15 protein-coding genes are annotated in these 19,629 nt (G+C 36.4%); 7 read left to right on the top strand and 8 right to left on the bottom strand.

The features are described 5' to 3' along the window. The first annotated feature begins 30 nt into the window (after nucleotides 1-30). Complete coding sequence (locus tag ACKPCA_RS03855; RefSeq protein ID WP_321281519.1) at nucleotides 31-384, top strand: TehB-like domain-containing protein; 354 nt, start codon at nucleotides 31-33, stop codon at nucleotides 382-384. Between the two features lie 178 nt (nucleotides 385-562). On the opposite strand, the gene ACKPCA_RS03860 is transcribed toward ACKPCA_RS03855, so the two are convergent. The 7 genes from ACKPCA_RS03860 to thiS all read right to left on the bottom strand — a co-directional run bounded on the left by ACKPCA_RS03860 (nucleotide 563) and on the right by thiS (nucleotide 6,498). Further along, nucleotides 563-1,264, bottom strand: a complete 702-nt coding sequence (locus tag ACKPCA_RS03860; protein ID WP_321281521.1) for a HesA/MoeB/ThiF family protein — start codon at nucleotides 1,262-1,264, stop codon at nucleotides 563-565. Nucleotides 1,265-1,268: 4 nt separating this feature from the next. Beyond that, nucleotides 1,269-2,381, bottom strand: a complete 1,113-nt coding sequence (gene thiH, locus ACKPCA_RS03865) for a 2-iminoacetate synthase ThiH (protein WP_321281523.1) — start codon at nucleotides 2,379-2,381, stop codon at nucleotides 1,269-1,271. An 18-nt stretch (nucleotides 2,382-2,399) separates the two neighbouring features. Continuing rightward, nucleotides 2,400-3,176: a thiazole synthase gene (locus ACKPCA_RS03870; RefSeq protein ID WP_321281525.1), complete on the bottom strand. Its 777-nt coding sequence runs from the start codon at nucleotides 3,174-3,176 to the stop codon at nucleotides 2,400-2,402. Next, entirely contained in the window at nucleotides 3,169-3,777 is a 609-nt protein-coding gene (thiE, locus tag ACKPCA_RS03875) for a thiamine phosphate synthase (protein ID WP_321281526.1), read from the bottom strand. The genes ACKPCA_RS03870 and thiE overlap by 8 nt, the downstream gene beginning before the upstream one ends. After that, nucleotides 3,758-4,405: a thiamine phosphate synthase gene (locus tag ACKPCA_RS03880; protein ID WP_321281528.1), complete on the bottom strand. Its 648-nt coding sequence runs from the start codon at nucleotides 4,403-4,405 to the stop codon at nucleotides 3,758-3,760. The genes thiE and ACKPCA_RS03880 overlap by 20 nt, the downstream gene beginning before the upstream one ends. Further along, nucleotides 4,389-6,191 carry a phosphomethylpyrimidine synthase ThiC gene (thiC, locus tag ACKPCA_RS03885; protein WP_321281530.1) on the bottom strand — a complete coding sequence of 601 codons (1,803 nt, stop codon included), beginning with the start codon at nucleotides 6,189-6,191 and terminating at the stop codon, nucleotides 4,389-4,391. Before thiC ends, ACKPCA_RS03880 begins: the two co-directional genes overlap by 17 nt. A gap of 103 nt (nucleotides 6,192-6,294) precedes the next feature. After that, a complete protein-coding gene (gene thiS, locus ACKPCA_RS03890) occupies nucleotides 6,295-6,498 on the bottom strand; it encodes a sulfur carrier protein ThiS (RefSeq protein WP_171593941.1) in 204 nt (67 codons plus the stop codon). A 697-nt stretch (nucleotides 6,499-7,195) separates the two neighbouring features. On the opposite strand from thiS, the gene ACKPCA_RS03895 reads away from it, so the two are divergent. Further along, on the top strand, nucleotides 7,196-8,311 hold the full coding sequence (locus ACKPCA_RS03895) for a helix-turn-helix domain-containing protein (protein WP_321281532.1): 1,116 nt from the start codon (nucleotides 7,196-7,198) through the stop codon (nucleotides 8,309-8,311). Between the two features lie 344 nt (nucleotides 8,312-8,655). On the opposite strand, the gene ACKPCA_RS03900 is transcribed toward ACKPCA_RS03895, so the two are convergent. Then, nucleotides 8,656-8,904 (bottom strand): hypothetical protein, encoded by a 249-nt coding sequence (locus ACKPCA_RS03900; RefSeq protein WP_321281533.1) that lies wholly within the window; start codon nucleotides 8,902-8,904, stop codon nucleotides 8,656-8,658. 326 nt (nucleotides 8,905-9,230) lie between these two features. Between ACKPCA_RS03900 and ACKPCA_RS03905 the strand changes: the two genes are divergently transcribed. From ACKPCA_RS03905 to ACKPCA_RS03925, 5 genes are all read left to right on the top strand, one after another. Next, a complete protein-coding gene (locus ACKPCA_RS03905; RefSeq protein WP_321281534.1) occupies nucleotides 9,231-11,102 on the top strand; it encodes a 4Fe-4S binding protein in 1,872 nt (623 codons plus the stop codon). 31 nt (nucleotides 11,103-11,133) lie between these two features. Next, nucleotides 11,134-14,109, top strand: a complete 2,976-nt coding sequence (locus tag ACKPCA_RS03910; protein ID WP_321281535.1) for a SusC/RagA family TonB-linked outer membrane protein — start codon at nucleotides 11,134-11,136, stop codon at nucleotides 14,107-14,109. 21 nt (nucleotides 14,110-14,130) lie between these two features. Next, on the top strand, nucleotides 14,131-15,561 hold the full coding sequence (locus ACKPCA_RS03915) for a RagB/SusD family nutrient uptake outer membrane protein (RefSeq protein WP_054721776.1): 1,431 nt from the start codon (nucleotides 14,131-14,133) through the stop codon (nucleotides 15,559-15,561). A gap of 86 nt (nucleotides 15,562-15,647) precedes the next feature. Beyond that, the gene (locus ACKPCA_RS03920; RefSeq protein ID WP_321281537.1) at nucleotides 15,648-17,180 is read left to right on the top strand and encodes a hypothetical protein; all 1,533 of its coding nucleotides are present in this window, start codon (nucleotides 15,648-15,650) and stop codon (nucleotides 17,178-17,180) included. A gap of 84 nt (nucleotides 17,181-17,264) precedes the next feature. Then, nucleotides 17,265-19,622, top strand: a complete 2,358-nt coding sequence (locus ACKPCA_RS03925) for a zinc-dependent metalloprotease (RefSeq protein ID WP_321281539.1) — start codon at nucleotides 17,265-17,267, stop codon at nucleotides 19,620-19,622. Nucleotides 19,623-19,629 lie beyond the last annotated feature (7 nt).

Here is a 19,629-nt window from a genome sequence, read left to right on the forward strand (position 1 = left end):
TTGAATAGAATGATTTTTAATGCTAAGCATATGAATTACCAAAATGAGGAATTGCCAAAAGGAGCAATAAAAGTGGGAAGTACACCTAGTATGAATGAGGAGATAGTAAAGCCTGCCATACTAAAATCGCATTTAGCCCCAAAAGGTAAAATTGGTTTGTTGGTGGTAGAAGAGGGGCATTGCCAATATGTATGGGAAGATGAAGAAGGACCAGCTTTAGATGCAGATCCACAACATCCGATTGTGATTTATCCTGAAAGATATCATCATGTAGTAATTACCGGACCTGTAAAGTTTAGAGTAGAGTTTTATTCTCTACTGGATAAGGTGATTGAAATAAAGCACCCTGAAGAGAAGAAAAGACCGGGACAAGATTTTTTATAGCTGCAAGAAACAGTGAGAAAAAGCCATTGAAATTGTTTTCAATGGCTTTCTTATTTTGGCTTACGTAAGTTTTTTCAGACCAAAAGTTATCGTTGCTGCACTAATTACTAGAATTAAGGACAAGATTTTATGGGATCAATTTTCAAATTCACTTAAAATGAAAATTTTGATCATATCATTAACAAAATTGAATGACATTGGATTTGTGGGTAAGCGCATCATATACCAATAGTTTACCTGATAGAACTTCACCAATTTCAAGAATGATTTTAATTGTCTCACAAGCTTGCATACTACCTATGATTCCAGGCAAAACGCCCAGGACTCCCAACGGAAGACTTGCTTCCTCTGGTGTTTCAGGAAACAAATCGAAATAGGAGGGACCATTTTGATAATTAAAGACAGCAACTTGCCCTTCGAATTCTCCAATGGATGCATGAACAAATGCTTTTTCCTGTTTTTTTGTCACTTTATCAATGCATTTTCGTGAGTTAAAATTATCCGTTGCACCTACTACAATATCATATTTAGAAATGATTTCATGTGCATTATTATCATCCAGCATGACTGGATAGCAGGATATTTTTACATCAGAATTCAATTGATTTAATGTTGATTTGGCTTGCTCAGCTTTCGATTTACCAATTTCATTTTCTCGGTAAAGGATTTGTCTCTGCAGATTGGATAAACTAACGGTATCGGCATCAACAATACCAATTTCACCCACTCCCGCAGCTACAAGATATTGAAGAACCGGAGCTCCTAAGCCTCCGGCACCTACTACCAAAACTTTAGCATCTAATAATTTCTTTTGTCCTGATTCGCTAATTTCAGACAAAATAATATGTCGATTGTATCTCTCTTTCTGAATTTCGTTCATATTACTATTGTTGCATAAAGTTATCCCAATCTTTCCAAACAACTTCGTAGCCATTGGTTTGAATCATCTTGGCAATTTCAGAAGGACTTCTGTCATCGTTTACAGAAAACTGTTCCAATGATTCCTTTGCATTCGTGTACCCGCCAGGATTGGTTTTAGAACCTGCGCTATATGAAGTTGCACCAAGTTGTAGCATGTTGTCCCTGAACTTTTCACTTTCTCTGGTTGATAGTGAAATCTCAATGTGATGATTCAAAATCCGATATGCAGTGATCAGTTGTGCCAGGTCCTTTTGAGTGGTTTCGTAATTAGGCTGAAATCCACCGGCGTGAGGACGAAGGCGAGGAAAGGAGATGGAATATTTACTCTTCCAGTATTTTTTCTCAAGATACTGAAGATGAAGTGCGGTAAAGAAAGTATCAACGCGCCAATCTTCTAATCCTAACAAACAACCCAAGCCAATCTTGTGAACACCGGCTTCTCCTAATCTGTCAGGAGTTTCCAATCGGTATTGGTAATTCGATTTTTTTCCCGCCGGATGATATTTTTTGTAATTGGTTTCGTTGTATGTTTCCTGATAGATGTAAACTGTATTCAATCCCTTGTGAGTCAATTTCTCATACTCATCAGTAGATAAAGGTTGTGCTTCAATCGAAATCAATGAGAATTGATCTTTTATGCTATCCATCATTTCTCCTATATAATCGCATCCGCAGTTTTTTTGATCTTCACCGCTAACCAAAAGAATGTGTTCAAATCCTAACTTTTTAATCTCTTCAGCTTCCTGTTTAATCTCTTTAGAAGTAAGGATTTTACGATCAAATTTATTTTTGTAATTGAATCCACAGTAAACGCAAGTGTTGGTGCAGGAGTTCGAGATGTACAAAGGAATGTACATTTGGATGCATTTTCCAAATCGCTTTTGTGTGAGCTGCTTGCTTTTTTGCGCCATGGCTTCCAAACAGGCAGTAGCAGCTGGTGAAATGAGGGCTTGAAAATCATGCAAATCAATCTTCTCTTTTTCCAGAGCTCTTTTCACATCTGCTTCCGTTTTTGAGTAGATCTGTTTCCTGACTTCTTCCCAATTGTATTTTTGTATTTCGTTATAGAAACTCATAAGTGTAAGATTAGTTGATTAGTCCAAATCATCAAGAAAAGCAGTTAAAGGACTGCTGGCATTGGCACCAACTGAGCGTTCCGCTAATTTTGCCTCATATGCCATTCTTCCTGCTTCAACTGCCATTTTAAAAGCTTTAGCCATTTCAACTGGGTTTGGAGATACAGCGATTGCAGTGTTTACAAGCACAGCATCAGCGCCATGTTCCATGGCCGCTGCAGCATGAGAAGGAGCTCCAATTCCTGCATCAACCACTACCGGCACATTGCTTTGTTCTATGATGATTTTCAAGAAATCGATGGTTTGTAGTCCGTTGTTTGATCCAATAGGAGAACCCAATGGCATTACGGCAGCTGTTCCAACTTCTTCCAGTTTTTTACAAAGAACCGGATCGGCTTGTATGTAAGGCAATACATGAAAGCCCAGTTTCACCAGTTCCTCTGCCGCCTTTAAAGTTTCTTCACCATCAGGAAGTAGATATTTTGGATCAGGATGAATTTCCAGTTTTAGCCAATTGGTTTCTAGTGCTTCACGAGCCAATTGTGCTGCAAATACCGCTTCTTTTGCATTTCTGACTCCTGAAGTGTTGGGTAGTAGGTTGACATTTGGAATATTGAGGTGCTGTATCATGTTGTCATTTTCATCCTCAATATCTATTCTTTTCAATGCCATGGTTACCAGTTCAGATCCTGAAGCTTTGATGGCTTGTTTCATTATTTCGTTTGAGCTGAACTTTCCAGTTCCTGTGAACAAACGCGATTTGAATATTTTGTCTCCGAGTTTTAAATCATTCATGAGTTTGGTTGTTTAGTGTATTTAATAAAGCTCCCGAGATAGCAACTCCATACATTCCAGTTTCCTGCAGTTTTTCAATTTCATCCAGAAGTATTCCTCCAACGGCAACAAGTGGAATTTCGATTCTTTGTACATTCATTTCTGAAATGATTCTTTGATATCCTTCCATTCCAACAATAGGGCTTAGCTTCTTCTTTGTAGTAGTATACCTGAATGGTCCCACACCAACATAATCGGCACCACGTGATTTTTGAAGAATGATATCATCTAATGTGTTAGCCGTTCCTCCAATAATCATTTCGCTGCCCAGAATTTTTCTGGCTTCATCAATGGGAGTATCTTTCAGACCAAGGTGAAGGGCATGAGCACCAATTTCTTTGGCAATATCAATGGAATCGTTTATAATTAAAGTTCCATTGCTCATATTGGCATATTGCAACGCTCTTGTTGCTTCCTCCAAAATTTCTTCCTTACTGCTGTTTTTCATCCTGATTTGAACTGCCTCAATGCCTTTTTCAAATGCTAGCTTTGCTTGCATGGAGTGAGACAATTCATGATGGTCTTGTGTAATGTATTGAATTTTAGGAATTGCTCTTTTCATATATGCTTTGGATTATAGAGTAAATTTTTTTGAAATTTGATCGAATCTTATCCTGATTTTGATGAGGATCATTGGTCCAAACAGCACCTAAAACAGCAAAGCCATCGAATCCAAATTCTCTAATTTGTTCCATATTTCCGGCTGCTATTCCTCCAAGTGCATGTACCTGAATCTTTCTGGACTCATTGAGGAACTTTTTGATTTCATACACATCTAGCTTTCCCTTGTATCCTGGTTTTGAAATGCTATCGAAAATCGGACTCAGATAGACATAGTCATAGCTGTCATCTAACTTTCTGATTTCATCTATTGAATGGCAAGAAGTTCCTCTATAGCAATTTCCGGCCAGGTAATTTCCATTCTCTCTATTCAAAGTGGAGAAATGAATTCCTTTCACTTTGAACCTTTCAAAAATCTCAATCGAATTAGAGACTACTATTTTTTCATGCAGGTGATCAGGAATCTCTGCAAGGAAACTCTCGAGCTCATCATAACTTGCATCAGGTTTTCTCAAATGATAGGTAAAATCAAATTGATCCAGTAAAGAGGAAACAAGATCTGTTTCCCCTTTAAAAAATTCAGGATAAGAAATCAAAATCAAATCAATTTCCTTAGCTGTACAGTTCATTACCAGCTTGTTCAAATTCTTTGGCTTTTTCCTGAGCCTTTTCAGCCAATTCACGTACCTCCATAGTAGCGCGCATCGAACAGAAGTTTTCTCCGCACATTGAACAGAAATGAGTGGATTTATAACCTTCATCCGGAAGCGTTTCATCATGGAATTTCATGGCTTTTTCGCTATCCAAAGCCAATGAGAATTGATCTCTCCAACGGAATTCAAAGCGAGCTTTGCTCATTGCATTGTCGCGATATTGAGCTCCTGGAAATCCTTTTGCCAAATCGGCTGCATGGGCTGCTAATTTAAAAGTGATAACACCTTCTTTTACATCATCTCGATTCGGTAATCCTAAATGTTCTTTCTGCGTTACGTAACACAACATTGCTGTACCATGCCAGGCAATCATTGCCCCTCCAATTGCAGAGGTGATATGGTCATAACCTGGGGCAATATCCGTTACTAATGGGCCTAAGGTGTAGAAAGGAGCTTCGTCGCAATGCTTCAATTGCTCATCCATATTTTCCTTAATCATGTGCATTGGTACATGACCCGGGCCTTCAATGATAACTTGCACGAAATTTTCGCGCGCAATCTTGGTAAGATGTCCTAATGCTTCCAACTCTCCAAATTGTGCTTTGTCGTTGGCATCGGCCAAGCATCCTGGTCGCAATCCATCACCCAAAGAAACTGCCACATCGTATTTTGCCAGGATCTTACAGATATCTTCAAAATGAGTATAAAGGAAATTCTCTTTGTGATGATTTAGAATCCATTTCGCCAGAATCGATCCACCACGTGATACAATCCCAGTAGTTCTGTGGATGGTCATTGGAATGTGTTTCCAAAGCAAACCTGCATGAATGGTAAAGTAATCAACACCTTGTTCGCATTGTTCAATTAAAGTGTCTTTGTAAATTTCCCAAGACAAATCTTCTACTTTACCATTAACTTTCTCAAGCGCCTGGTACAATGGAACGGTTCCTACCGGTACCGGACTATTTCTAACAATCCATTCTCTCGTTTCGTGAATATTCTCACCAGTAGACAGATCCATAATGGTATCTGCGCCCCAACGGAATGCCCAAACAGCTTTTTCAACCTCTTCTTCTATGCTCGAAGTAGTAGGGGAGTTCCCAATGTTTCCATTGATCTTTACCAAAAAGTTTCTGCCAATAATCATTGGCTCTGCTTCTGGATGGTTGATGTTTGCCGGTAGAATGGCACGTCCTTTGGCAATTTCATTACGCACAAATTCTGGAGTAATATGAGTTTTAGGAATCTGAGCACCCATTGGGCAGCCTTTGTGCTGAGCGTATTTCTCTTTGATCTCATCAATGCGTTGGTTTTCACGAATGGCAACATACTCCATTTCAGGAGTAATGATTCCCTTTTTGGCATAGTAGTACTGAGAAACGTATTTTCCTTCTTTAGCTTTTAATGGCGTGCTACTCACATGATCGAAGCGTAAGTGGTCTAAGTTTTTATCAGCCAATCTCATTCTGCCATATTCTGATGATAGACTTTCCAGTTCTTCTACATCTTCACGATCCAGAATCCACTGCTTACGAAGTTTAGGCAATCCTTTTTCAAGATTTACCTCGATATTTTCATCCGTATACGGACCTGAAGTATCATATACCGTAACTGGATGGTTTTTGATTACATTTCCATTTTTATCTGTGGTATCTGCCAATTCAATTTCGCGCATTGCCACATCTATGTTGTGGATTTTACCTTTTACATAGATCTTTTTGGAGTTTGGAAATCCTCCTTGTGTAATGTTTTTAGTTTTCAATGTATTATGTGTTTAATTGATTCTTCTTGATCTAAGAAGGAGCAATTAAACGACAATAATGTATTGTTTATCTCTCCAATAAAGCTGTTGATTTTGCTAAAAATCATCCTCCTTTGGTTGCTGAAACAATCAAAACTTTGTCGTTTTCCTGAAGTTGGTGAGATTCCCAATCCTGTTTTTTGATTACACAATTGTTTACAGCCACTGCAATACCTTTTTGGTTCACGTATTCAGTCACCGATAGTAGCGTAAATAGCGAAGTACAATCATCCAAAGCAATTGGATTACCATTACAAAAAATGTTCATTTCAAAAAAGATTGCAGGAGTAGAAACAGGAGATACATACATCCCTTGGCAGCATTACTTGCCCAGGTTCATAGGGTATAATCTCAGCCGTTACAGGCACCCCTTGTTAATAATGTTGGCAAACTTAAATGAAATATTTTGAAATCCAATCGAAATCGATTTAAAAATTATTGTGAAGTTTATCGGTAAGAGTGTAACGTTAATATAAATAGAGGCTTAGTGATCTGTTTTTTCTTCTCCAATTTCTCTTGCTTTGGATAAGATGTGGTCACCAAACCTAACGAAGAATTCTATGCAAAATCATGGATAATTTCCTCCTTTACTGATAGATGTGTTAAAAAATTCTTAAAAATAATTTATAGTTATTCTAATTTATTAAAGATCATTCCGATGATTATTTATGCAATTATTGTAAAAAAGGATTAAAAATAAAATTTGTAATACCAAATACGGATGAAAAAAATAATTACACATACAACTTATAACGACAAGTTTACACGCATTTTGTGGTAAACTTATCTGTGAATCTTATAAATGTAAGCTTTTTCAAAAAATCAGAAATTATGTTTTTATAAGCTTGATTTATCGAGTGTTATACACATGCAAAATTTGTATTATAAGTTGTTGAAATGCTTAAAAATAGTTAAAATTGCTTACCAAATAAGCGATAGCAGTTATTAAGAGGAGGTGGTAGAGTATGGATTATTTGTTTGTGATTTGTTTGGCCATATTGGGATTTTTTATGGTTTCCATCTTGTCGCGTAAGGCAAACCATTTATCTGATAAGATATTCTCAATTTGGCTTTTTCTTGTTGCCATAGCTGAACTAACTTTCTTTTTATCTTCTCAGAATCTATTTCACGATTTTCATTGGGTTTATGAATTAGCATGTGCCAGTCATGTGATGCATGGAACCATGTTCTATTTTTATATTTTAAGTCTCGTCGACCCAAACTTTAGTTTTAGCAAGAAGCATATATTGCACCTAATTCCTTTTGCTGTGTATATGGGATACAAAACAACTACTAAATCATTGGGATTGGTAGATTGTCTTGGGGAAGGCGGTTGTTCTCATTCCGATAATATCTATGCTATTATTTCTGTTTATATGAAATTTTTGATCATTTTGGCCTATGTGGTAATGGGTTACTTGATGATATTAAAGTTTCAGAAAAATGAGATGTTTTTAAAAGGAAATCCATACAGGTTGAAATGGATCAGTAGTATCGGAAATGGTGTAATGATACTGCTATCGGCGGTTTTCCTGATTAAATTACTAGGTGTTTTAGGCTTTCACTTTGTAATTGACCAGGTAATGCTTATTAATATTATTGTATCGGTGTTTGTGATATCATTTGTTTATATCTACAGTAAGTACTCCTACATATTTGCACATCCTATGAATAATAACATTGCTATTCCAACATCTGGGAATACCAATTCAGGAAGTAATTCAATGGATGAAAATCCATATGATGAGCAATTTCAGAAAATTTGCAATTTCATTGAAACAAAGGAGGTGTATAAAGATGGTGATTTAACACTGCGAAAATTGTCTGATATGATTGATATGCCTGAACATATCATTTCACAAGCAATCAACCGCAGTGCAAATCGATCTTATTCTGATTTTGTGAATTCTTATCGTATCAATTATTTCATCCAACTGATAGATCAAAAAGCACACGAAGATAAAACCCTACTTTACCTGGCTTTCGATTGTGGATTCAATTCCAAATCTTCATTCAATCGTGTATTCAAGCAATTCCATGAAATTACTCCTACGGAGTATATCAAGTCCAGGAGTTGTTAATTGCTTTTATTTGATAAGTGATTTTCTTGACCAAGTTCGTCATCAACAAGACAAAAGACAGTGCCAGCAAGACTGGATGAAAGATTCTCCAAGACAGAAAAAAAGAACACCAAGACCCTCATAAGGTGCTCCAAGACACAGAAGAACCTTTTCCAAGACAAAAGGCAAGTGCAGAAAGACAGGCAGGTAAAACCTCCAAGACAGGTTTGGCTCTTTCCAAGACTGAAGACGAAATTCTACTTTTGTCTTTTTCATCATATTTGGTGTCTTGGAGACGAAAAAAAAAGGGAATCTATTGATTCCCTCGTATCTGCTAAGTTCTAAATGTGTCTCTTCTGAATAAATTAGCTTACTGCTTCTTCCTGGGTATTTTCTTCTTCCTTTTTCTTGAGTCGGTATTCGGCTTTTTTGTTTCTCATGTACTTACTGGCATATAGCATTACATGTTCTTCATCTTTTCTAAATACAAACTGTCCAAATTCCTTTAATTCGTCGGCATATTGCTTCACCAAAGTGTAAGCCTTATCGCGGATTACCTTTCTGTCATCGCCAATATACAACGAGCCGTTTACTTCTGCCAATAGAGCTCTCATGTGATTATACACTTTATCTTATTCAAACAATTTTGCGAGCAGAAAAGATAATTGTGTGAGGGAAATCATGTTATAAAAAGAGAGTTGTGGGAAGGGTATCACAAAAGAAAAATCCTGAGAGTTGTGTAGAATGATTCAAAACAGTAGGATGTCATACATATTTTAGAGTGAATCCATTTTAAATCATAAGGGGCGGAAAAAGAAGATGTTAAAAGTGTCATGATGCAAAATGATACGCTATCAAAAGTCTCATATTCCAAAATGCAGCGTGTATGATTGCATCATTTCCCACTTTTCGGTTGAAATCAAAAATCAATCTAAATCTTATGAGTAAAAAACGAGTTAGCCTATTCAGAAACATTTTGCAGTTTTCTGTTCTTTCTCTGATTATCCTATTCTTTATTGGAAATCAAGTAGGCTTAAGTGTAGTCGATTTTGAGACTTATTGTCCGATGGGGGGAATTCAAGCCATTCTTACTTTAATGAAAGATGGCCTTATTGCTTGTAACATGACCGTAACGCAAATGGTTCTTGGAGCAATTTTTATATTCTGCATATTGGTTCTTGGAAAATTGTTCTGTAGTCACCTTTGTCCTTTAGGTACAGTATCAGAAGCCATTGGAAAAGTAGCTGACAAATTTAAAATCAGAAGAGATATTAATGGTGTTACCGATAAAGTATTAAGAAGTTTAAAGTACATTCTTTTATTTTTTACACTTACCATTACTCTTGAAACCGGAGAATTGTTCTGCAAGACATACGATCCATTTTATGGTTCTGTTACCATGTTTGGACACAGGGTAAACTTTTTGTTTGCAACAATCTCTATTTCGGTATTTGTACTAGGTTCCATCATTTTCAGATTGTTCTGGTGTAAGTACTTGTGTCCGCTGGGAGCAATTTCAAACATTTTTAAATATTGGATTGGAGTTGGAGTTGTTGTTGCCGTATTGTCTTCAATGTATTTTTTCGAGGTAGGTGTTGATATCAGCATTATTGTTGGAATTATCTGCTTGGTAGGATATGCTTTGGAGGTTCTTAAGATTCAAACAAAACAACAATCTGTTTTAAAAATTACTCGTCACACACATATTTGTATCGATTGTGGTCTGTGCTCAAGAACTTGTCCACAGGGTATTGATGTTGCAGATCTTGAGATGGTAAAACATCCTGATTGTAACCTTTGTGGTGATTGTGTTTCTGCATGCCCAAAAGATGGTGCACTTACATTAAACGAAAAGATGAACGTTAAATGGTTGCCTTCTGTATTGGTAGTGGTATTGTTCATTTCGGGATTACTAATTGCAAGTCAATATAATTTGCCAACTGTTTCTAAAGCTTGGGGAAGTAAGGAAGATATGGAGAAGTCGAAGGAGTTTACCATTAATCACATGAGTCATTTGACTTGCTTTAGTAGTTCTATGGGATTTGTGCGTCAGATGAAAGAAGTGGATGGAGTTTTGGCTGTTAATACTTATATCAGCGATCACAAAGCAGAAATTACCTACGATACTACAAAAATTGATGAGCTAAGCATCCGAAAAATGCTTTATGCCAGATCAAAACAATTTGTGAAGGCTCCACAATTGGATCAGGAGTTAACCGTTCACAAACTTCGTGTTGCCAAATACCTTACCGAGGCTGACTTGAAAATTATGGCGGAGGCGCTAAAAGATAAAGGTGTTTATCAGTTGGAGACTCAATTTGATACTGAGATTAGATTATTGGCATTCTGTGATGCTGATATGAGCGAATCAAAAATTGAGACTTTGATTACTACCATTAAGCATCGCAGAAGTTACCCATACGAAGTGAAGGATGTTGTTAAATCTAATGTGCCAATTAATGGAATGGGCTTAATGAAAAGAACCTTTAAGAAGCATGAGGCAACCTTCAACAACTTTAAATCTTATCCAAGAGAGCAGTTGAGATCAGTATTGTTGGTATTGGAAGATTTTCCTAAAAATGAGAACAAGTTTAAGGAGTTGTCAAACCATGTTGCTAAGAAATACAAGGGAGTAGTTGGTATTCAGGCTGATTACCAAACACAACCAACCGTTCGATTCTTTTACATTCAGGATAAAGTAGATCCGGATGAAATAGTGAGTTGGGCAGCGAATAAGGAAATGACCTTGGTTTATACCAATGGTGAAACCGAGCAGGTTGCAAATCCATACAAATTTAAATTTACAAACTAACCCATACTAAAATCAATTAAATAACAAGTCTATGATAAGAATTTATTTAATAGCACTTCTTGTTTTACTTCAGTTCCAGCTTTTTGCGCAGGGACTGACGGTAACGGGAACGGTAAGAGATGCAAGCGATAAGCTTGGTATACCTGGGGTTACCGTGCTTGAAAAAGGCACATCGAATGGGGTAACAACTGATTTCGATGGAAAATTCAATTTGAAAGTAAGCAAAGCGAATGCTGAATTGATGTTCTCGTTTATTGGATATGAAACCCAGTTTATTCCAGTAAAAGGACAGAAAATCATTAATGTACAATTAAAATCGGCAGACCAAAAGTTAAACGAAGTGGTGGTGCTAGGTTACGGTAGTGTTAAATCACGTGAAGCTGTAGTAGGTTCTGTCGAGCAGGTAAAATCAGATGAGTTGTTAAAGCACAGTAACGCTCAAAGTGTTGACCAAATGTTGGAAGGTCAAGTTGCTGGTGTTTATTTGGAGTCGGATGATGGAGATCCAACAAGTCCCGTTAAAGTTCGTATTCGTGGTAATAATTCTATTCCTGAAATTGGAACTAATTTTTCCGCTTCGAGTGAACCGCTATACATACTAGACGGAGTGCCTTTGATTGATGCGTTGAATCCTAACGTAAATACAGGAACAGAAACGGTTATTAACCCATTGGCTTTGATTAATCCTGAGGATATTGAATCCGTTTCAATTCTGAAGGATGCTTCAGCTGCAGCGATTTATGGTGCAAATGCGGCTAATGGAGTGGTTATTATTACTACCAAAAAGGGTAAACAAGGTAAAACCAGAGTATCATTCTCTCAAAAAATGTTACTAAATACTCCAATCAATAAAATTGATTACTTAAATACGGAGCAATATGTAGAATTAGCAACTGAATTTTACAGAAATTCTGGATATCCTGAAAATGACATCCCTGATTTGGTTGGGCCATCGGATGTTTATACCAATTGGAGAGATTTAACCCTACAAAATTCGGTTTCTCACCAATCTAATCTTACAATATCAGGAGGTGGTGATAAGTCAACTTTTAGATTATCTTTAGGTTACAAGGATAATGAAACTACTACCAAAGGGAATGATTATGAATCAACTACTTCTCGTTTAAGTCTGGATAGTGAATTGGCAAAAGGTGTTAGATTGTCTTACTCGGGAGGTATAACTTCATTTAAAACCGATAAGTATAGTGCTTATGCAACTTATGCATATCAACCTAACATTCCTGTTTATGACGAGAATGGTGATTATACACAAATGGAAACCTATGCCAATCCTTTGGCAGCTTTAGAGCAAAACGAAAACTATACTAAAAAATTCTATTCGAATAACAGTTTAGAATTAAATGTGAAAATTTCGAAGAATTTTAGCACCAGAACCATGTTTGGTTTGGATTATACAAACACTAAAAACTATACTTTCTATTCAAAAGAAAATGGATTGGGAAGAAAAAAAGGTGGAGTGATTAAAGAATCCAGACGTGAAAATATGAACTGGATTGCTAATACCCAGTTGGAATATAATGGTTCATATAAAAAGCATTCGCTTGGTGCTACCGCTGGTGTTCAGTTAAGACACGATAACACCAATAGTACATCTGTTTCTGAAGATAACTTAGTTACAGAAAAATTGAAGATTCCTGGCCAATCGAAGGAGGATGAAGACAGTACTGTAAAGGGATATGAAAGTGAAAATGCAATGAGATCATATTATGGGAGATTGAATTATGATTTCAATAAAAAATATTTCATGTCTATTAACTATCGTGCGGATGCAACATCTTATTTTGGTGGGGATCAGCAGGTGGAAAACTTTGCTTCTATTGGTGGTTCATGGATCATTTCAAAAGAAAACTTTTGGGCAGAAAATGATATCATCAATTTCGTAAAACTGAAAGCATCTTACGGTAAATTAGGTAATGCAAAAGTAGGATCGTACTCAGCAAGAGGGTTGTATAGCTACAATACGTCATCTAATTACAATGGTAAATTGGTTGCTCAACCTTTTGCTGCGCCAAATGAAGAACTTGGATGGCAAAAATCATTTAAGTTTAATACAGGTTTAACCATTAAGTTTTTGAAAAAGTTTAACCTGGATGTTGAATATTATAACAACAAAACCAAGGACGGGATTATGTCACTTAATGTGGTGCCTGAAACTGGTTGGGACCAAATCTCTGTGAACACTGCTGATTTGACCAATTATGGTTTAGAGTTTACCTTAAAAGCAAATGGAATTAAGCTAGGTGAGGTGAAATGGAATTCAAACTTAAATGTTGGTTTCAATAAAAACCGTTTGGATAAGTTAAATATTTATGCCGATAGATTAATTTCCGGAACTGCAGGTTTGATTGTTGGAGAGTCTACTTCCCTAATTATGGGGAACAGATATGCAGGAGTAAACCCAGATAATGGTAACCCCCAATGGTATAAAAAAGATGGTACAATCACTGACATTTACAGTGACATTTCAGGTGATTTGAGTGAAAAAGTTAAGATTGGTAAGAGTAATCCTGACTTTTCGGGTGGTTTCTCTAACAACTTTAGCTACAAAGGATTCAATTTAGCATTTATGATTTCTTTTGAATATGGTGCTGATAGAATGCTTCCTTATGCGGCTCGTGATATGGAGAATATTAAAACTTTCCATTTGTACAATAAAAGTATAAACCTAGTAGATAGATGGCAAAAGCCAGGTGATATTACAGACATCCCGCGTTTGGATCAGAGCATTTCATTTAATGCTTATAGTGATAGATTCTTGTTTGACCAGACTAACGTATCACTTAAATCAATTTCATTGTCATATGCTTTCCCTAAGCATATTTGCCAAGCTCTTAAATTGAATAAAGCTTCCCTTAGTGCCAATGTTTCAAATATTTATACTTGGTACAAAGATCCTGGTAAATCAAATCGAAACGGATTGGCTGAATATCGATACACATTCCCTCAGTCAAGAATATTTGCATTCCAATTAAGCTTAGGAATTTAATCATTATTTAAAAAAGAAGAAATGAAAAAACTAATATACATAGCATTACTGGCAATTGGTTTTGCATCTTGTTCCGACTTTTTGGACATTGATGATGCAACAAAGATTTCCAATGATAAGTTATTTTCGACTTTAAGTGGTGTTGAAGAAGCTTTGAATGGTATTTATTATGGAATGACAGATTTCGACTATTACGGTTGTAATATGATTATGGCAGCTGAGGTAAAAGGAGGTAATCTGAAAATTAATGATCTTACTTTTGAAAATCCATTTTCATTCAACTACATTCCAGCTTTTCAATTTACTCATACCGAAGATGGACAGGATGATTATTTCGATGGCTTTTATTCTGAAATTTATAAGATTATTAGCCAGGCAAATAATATAATAGAAAATATTGAATATGCTGAAGATGCCACTGAATCTGAAAAGGCACAAGCGGTAGCAGAAGCAAAAGCAATTCGAGCTTTGGCTCACTTTGATTTAACCAAGTTATATGCACAACCTTACGCTTATTCAGCAAACGCACAACATTTGGGAATTCCTTATATGCTCAGGAATATTGCCTATGATGAATACACTACACGCGATCTGTTATTCAATAACTACGAAGCAATTGTTACCGATTTATTAGAAGCTGAAGCTGTTTTGGGTACTGCTATCGGAATTGAAGAAGCAAATTATTCTAAAGCTTACATGTCGAAACTAGCAGCACAGGCTTTATTGGCAAGAGTTTACTTGTATAAAAATGACTGGGATAGAGCCAGAGAATATGCAACCAAAGTTATTGAGAATGGTTCAGTGTCATTGGTGGAGAACCCGGAATTAGTGGATTACTATATTAAAAATGAGCCAACAAGAGAGGATATCTTTATTCTTGACAATGCAGGAGTGAATCAATCTGCTCCACTTTCAGATAGAATTGGAATTAGTGATGACAGAACAAAGCTTCTATTGTTGGCAACCAATGATATTATTGATTTATATGAAGCTGGTGACGTGCGTGCTGAATTGATTGGACAGCAATTAGGCGGGAACTTAACACGCAAGTGGACAGAATTCTCAAATAAAGATCATTATACTCCAGTAATTCGTCTTGCTGAGATGTATCTGATTCGTGCAGAAGCATCGTTGAATTTGCCAATTACCGATGAAGTGCAGGCACGTGCCGATTTGGATGTGATTCGCAAGCGTGCAAATCCTAATGCTACAAATCTTCAATTATCTGGTGCTGCTTTAAAGGAAGAATTGTTCCAGGAAAGAAGAAGAGAATTGGCATTCGAGGGGCACTTGTTTTTCGACATTGTACGTATGGGTAGAGATCTTAGAAGAGTTGATTGTAACGCATTGCAAAATGTGAACGTGGATTACCCTAGCAATTTGTTTGTATTACCTATTCCTGAAGACGCCATCAGAGGAAATTCTAGCATGGTTCAAAATCCAGGGTACTAATATTTAATGAGATAAATAAATTCTAATAAAGGATCTTACCGATTCCCCTTGGGAAGATCCAACCATAACCAAAAATCTATTAACACATGAAAAAAAGTTATTTAAACATGCTGTGGCTAATGATAGCTGCACTAATCCTGGCAAGTTGTAGTAGCGATGATGATCCTATTATCCCTAAACTATCGCTCACTGCTGATGTAATTGAAATTTCGGAAATGGCTACTTCTGCTTTGGTTGTAAAAGTAAATGCTGATGCTCCAATTGAAACAGCTTATACTGTAGGTATTGCTTTATCGGGTACAGCTGTTGAGGGAGTAAACTATCAGGAAATTGCAAAGACGGTAACCATTCCTGCGAATCAAACTAAAGCTAATATTTTTGTTACTCCGATTAATGTTTCGGCAATCGAGGACAGTAAAGTTGTGAATATTGCATTACAAGCTGGTACAGGTTATGAATTATCTACTCCTGCAAATGTAGACATTATTATTGTTGACAATGCAAATCCTCCTTCTGATGCTCCTGAAGTATCGTTTGCAACTTCTAACATGGTTACGAATCCATACATGGAAGAAGTAAAAACCATTACCGTTGGTTTGAGTAAAACATTTGCTACTGATATTGTAATTCCATTAACAATTACAGGTGATTTGCTTGCTGATACGGATTACGAAATTGCTGGTTTAACTAATAATGCAATTACTATTCCTGCAGGTAATGTTTCTGCTGACTTTACTGTGACAATGAAAAATACTGCAGTTGTTGATATGGATAAAACAGTAACTTTCGGTTTTGCAACACCATCTACAACTGACTATGCTGTAAAAGCTACAGAAAATACTTTGGCAATTAATGCTGTTGATCCTCAGGTTGATTTCTCCGTTTGGTTCAATGTTGATAACCAATTCAACTACCTGTATGCACAGTGGAATACTCAAGACAATGTTTATGTTACCGATGCCGACGCTTATTGGTTGAAGCGTTACTATTGGGATGTAATCGATGGAGCGTGGAAAACACTAACAGGTGAGCATTACATGCACATAACTCCTAACGATGGTAACCAATGGGGCGAAGTGGTAAATATCTTCAAGAAAGAAATGGGAGGTAAGTTTATTGATATTGTTGAGCAGGAAAGATATGAAATTCAGGCGTTCGATTATTTAGGTCTTACTAAATATTTCTCAAACGAAGCTACTTACGGAAAAACTTCTATTTATGCACCAGAAGGATGGTTTCGTTTTGTTTCTACTGATGCTTCAGCATCTGAAGGTACTGTTGTTGTTCCTGCTCAAACATTAACTCTTTACAAAATTAAAGAAGGTGTAGATTGGAAAGCTAAAACAACAGTAGATGTTAATGGTAGTGCAGAAAGCTATTATTTCTGGTACGAAGATTCAAGAAATACTCAAGGTGATCTTTCTCTATCAACCAATGTAACTCCGGTTTCTATTGAAGTTGCTAAGTCTGTTGGTACTTACAATATTGCAACCAAAGAAGTTCAGATTGATATTACTTTCACATGTGATGACGCTGATTTGAATATCGACCCTAAGTATATCTATGCTCAAGAAGGAGATACTTATACAATTAGAATTAAATACATTAACAGATACTAGTATTGACAATAAGTGATCGGCAATTGTCGATCGCTTATCTATATTTTATTCAGAAACAAGCCACAAAACTATAAATAACAAAAAATGTTTCGATTTAAATTATCTTTTCTCTTCATTATAAATTTGATGGTATTTCACTTATCTGTGAATGCGCAATCGAATAATGCAGTATTAGCAAAAAAATACCAGACTTTGATAAGCAAAGCTGAAATCAGCGACAGCGGGTTTATTAGCATTCATTTGAATGATAGTAATTTGTGGCTTGAAATTCCCGATAGCATTATGGGGAGAGATTTGTTAATGGGCAGCAGGGTAGAAGAAATTAGCTCTACCAAAAATGCAGTTGCAGGCCAAATGATGCACAACCCAATGTTGGTAAGATTCAGCCAGGATGATAAGAGTGTGTATTTGCATGTAATAGATACTGAAAACGTAATGGATGCCAAGGATCCAATCAGTATTTCTTTCAATCGAAACAACATTCAAACCATTTATACTGCTTTTAAGATAGAAGCTAGAAACGCAAGGAATAATGCATCAGTTATTGATGTGACAAAATTCTTTAGCAATCAAATTCCTCAAATTTCTCCATTTGGAGGAGGAAGCAGTGGAAAGGTAATACCTGAGGTAACAAAGACTACCTATGCCAGGGCTTATGATGGCAATGTTGAAATTATAACTCAAATGGGATTTATGGGAAAGCGAAGTCAATTTATGTGCTCATTGCACCGCTCAATTGTTTTACTTCCCAAAGAACCTATGCAACCTCGTTTAGCGAGTGCCCAAATTAACTACTACGAAGAAGTAAGAAAAGAACTGTCATCTGAATATATGGATGTGAAAAACTACTCGTATATAAGAAGATGGAGACTAGAACCAAAAAAGGAAGACATTCAAAAACATAAGAATGGCAAATTGGTTGAACCTAAGAAACCAATTGTCTTTTACGTGGACAATTCGTTTCCGGAAAAATGGAAACCATTTATTAAGGCTGGTATTGAAGATTGGCAAATGGCATTTGAGAGAATTGGATTCAAGAATGCAATAATTGCTAAGGATTATCCGGTAAACGATACATCTTTCCATGCTAACGATTTTACAAATAATTGCTTTAGATACATTACAACGGAAAAGGCAAATGCAATGGGTAACCATTGGATTGATCCTCGCTCCGGAGAAATCCTTCAGGGAGATGTGCTGTTTTATCACAACGTAATTAGCAAATTGTACCAGTGGCGTTTTTCTCAGACAGCGGCAAACGATCCTGCCATTAGAGGAAATATGAATGATATTTCAGATGAAATCATGGGTGAGTTAATTCGTTATGCAGCAGCTCATGAAATTGGACACTCTTTGGGCATGAAGCACAACTATCGTGCATCCTATGCTTTCCCTGTAGATTCATTGCGCTCGCCAAGTTTTACCAAGAAATATGGAACTGCCGCTTCAATTATGGATTATGCCCGCAACAATTACATAGCTCAGGCTAAAGACAAAGGAGTAGGCTTAACCCCACCTTTATTGGGAGTATATGATTACTTTGCGATTAAATGGGCATACCAACCTATTTACGAGGCAAATACTTCAGAAGAAGAAAAGGCAACATTGAACAGGTGGTTCGAAGAACGTAGCAAAGATGATATGTATTTGTTTGGTGCTAAAAATGGTATGGGAGATGGAACTTTAGATCCTTCTGTTTTAACAGAATCCTTGGGAAATGATGTGGTGAAAGCAAGCCGTTACGGTGCTGTAAACGCAAAGCTAATCATGAAGAATTTGATTGAATGGTCTGCTGCTGATGAGCTTGGAGATGATCATTTGCGTTGGATGTACGATGGTGTAATCAAACAGTACAACAGGTACTTTAAACATGTTGAAGCCAGATTGGGTGGTGTTTTCGAATTTGATGTTACCAATGAGATGCATCCTGAAAAATATGTGGCAGTAAGTCGCGAAAAACAAAAGGAAGCATTAGACTATATCATGGATGAATTACTTGGCCAATTTGATTGGATGAAGAGTGAAGATTTAGAGAAAAGATTGGGAAGTCTGGATGAAGAGATCATTAAAGCACAAGGAAAAAAGATTGAAGATCTTTTGAATAGAGCTGTTCTGGTTAGAATGTATACATGCACAACAGAATCAAAAGATCCATACTCGGTAAGTGAATATCTATCAGATATTACAAAGAGACTATTTAATTTATCGGCTAAAAAGCAAAGTACAGACTGGGTGAGAAATCTACAGGTAGAATATGTAAAAGGTTTACAGAAACTATTGAAAGATAATGCTGACAAAAGTGGTCATGTATTTAATAATCTGATCATGGCTGATATTCATTCAGAGTTGGAATCTATTAAGAATATTGCAAACAAAGGAGCTGAAAAGGGAAATGAAAATGTAAAAAAACATTTTTCCTTCCTTACATATATTTTGGAGTAGTAGAAGA

Source organism: Marinifilum fragile, from assembly GCF_963677365.1.
Classification (GTDB): Bacteria; Bacteroidota; Bacteroidia; order Bacteroidales; family Marinifilaceae; genus Marinifilum; species Marinifilum fragile.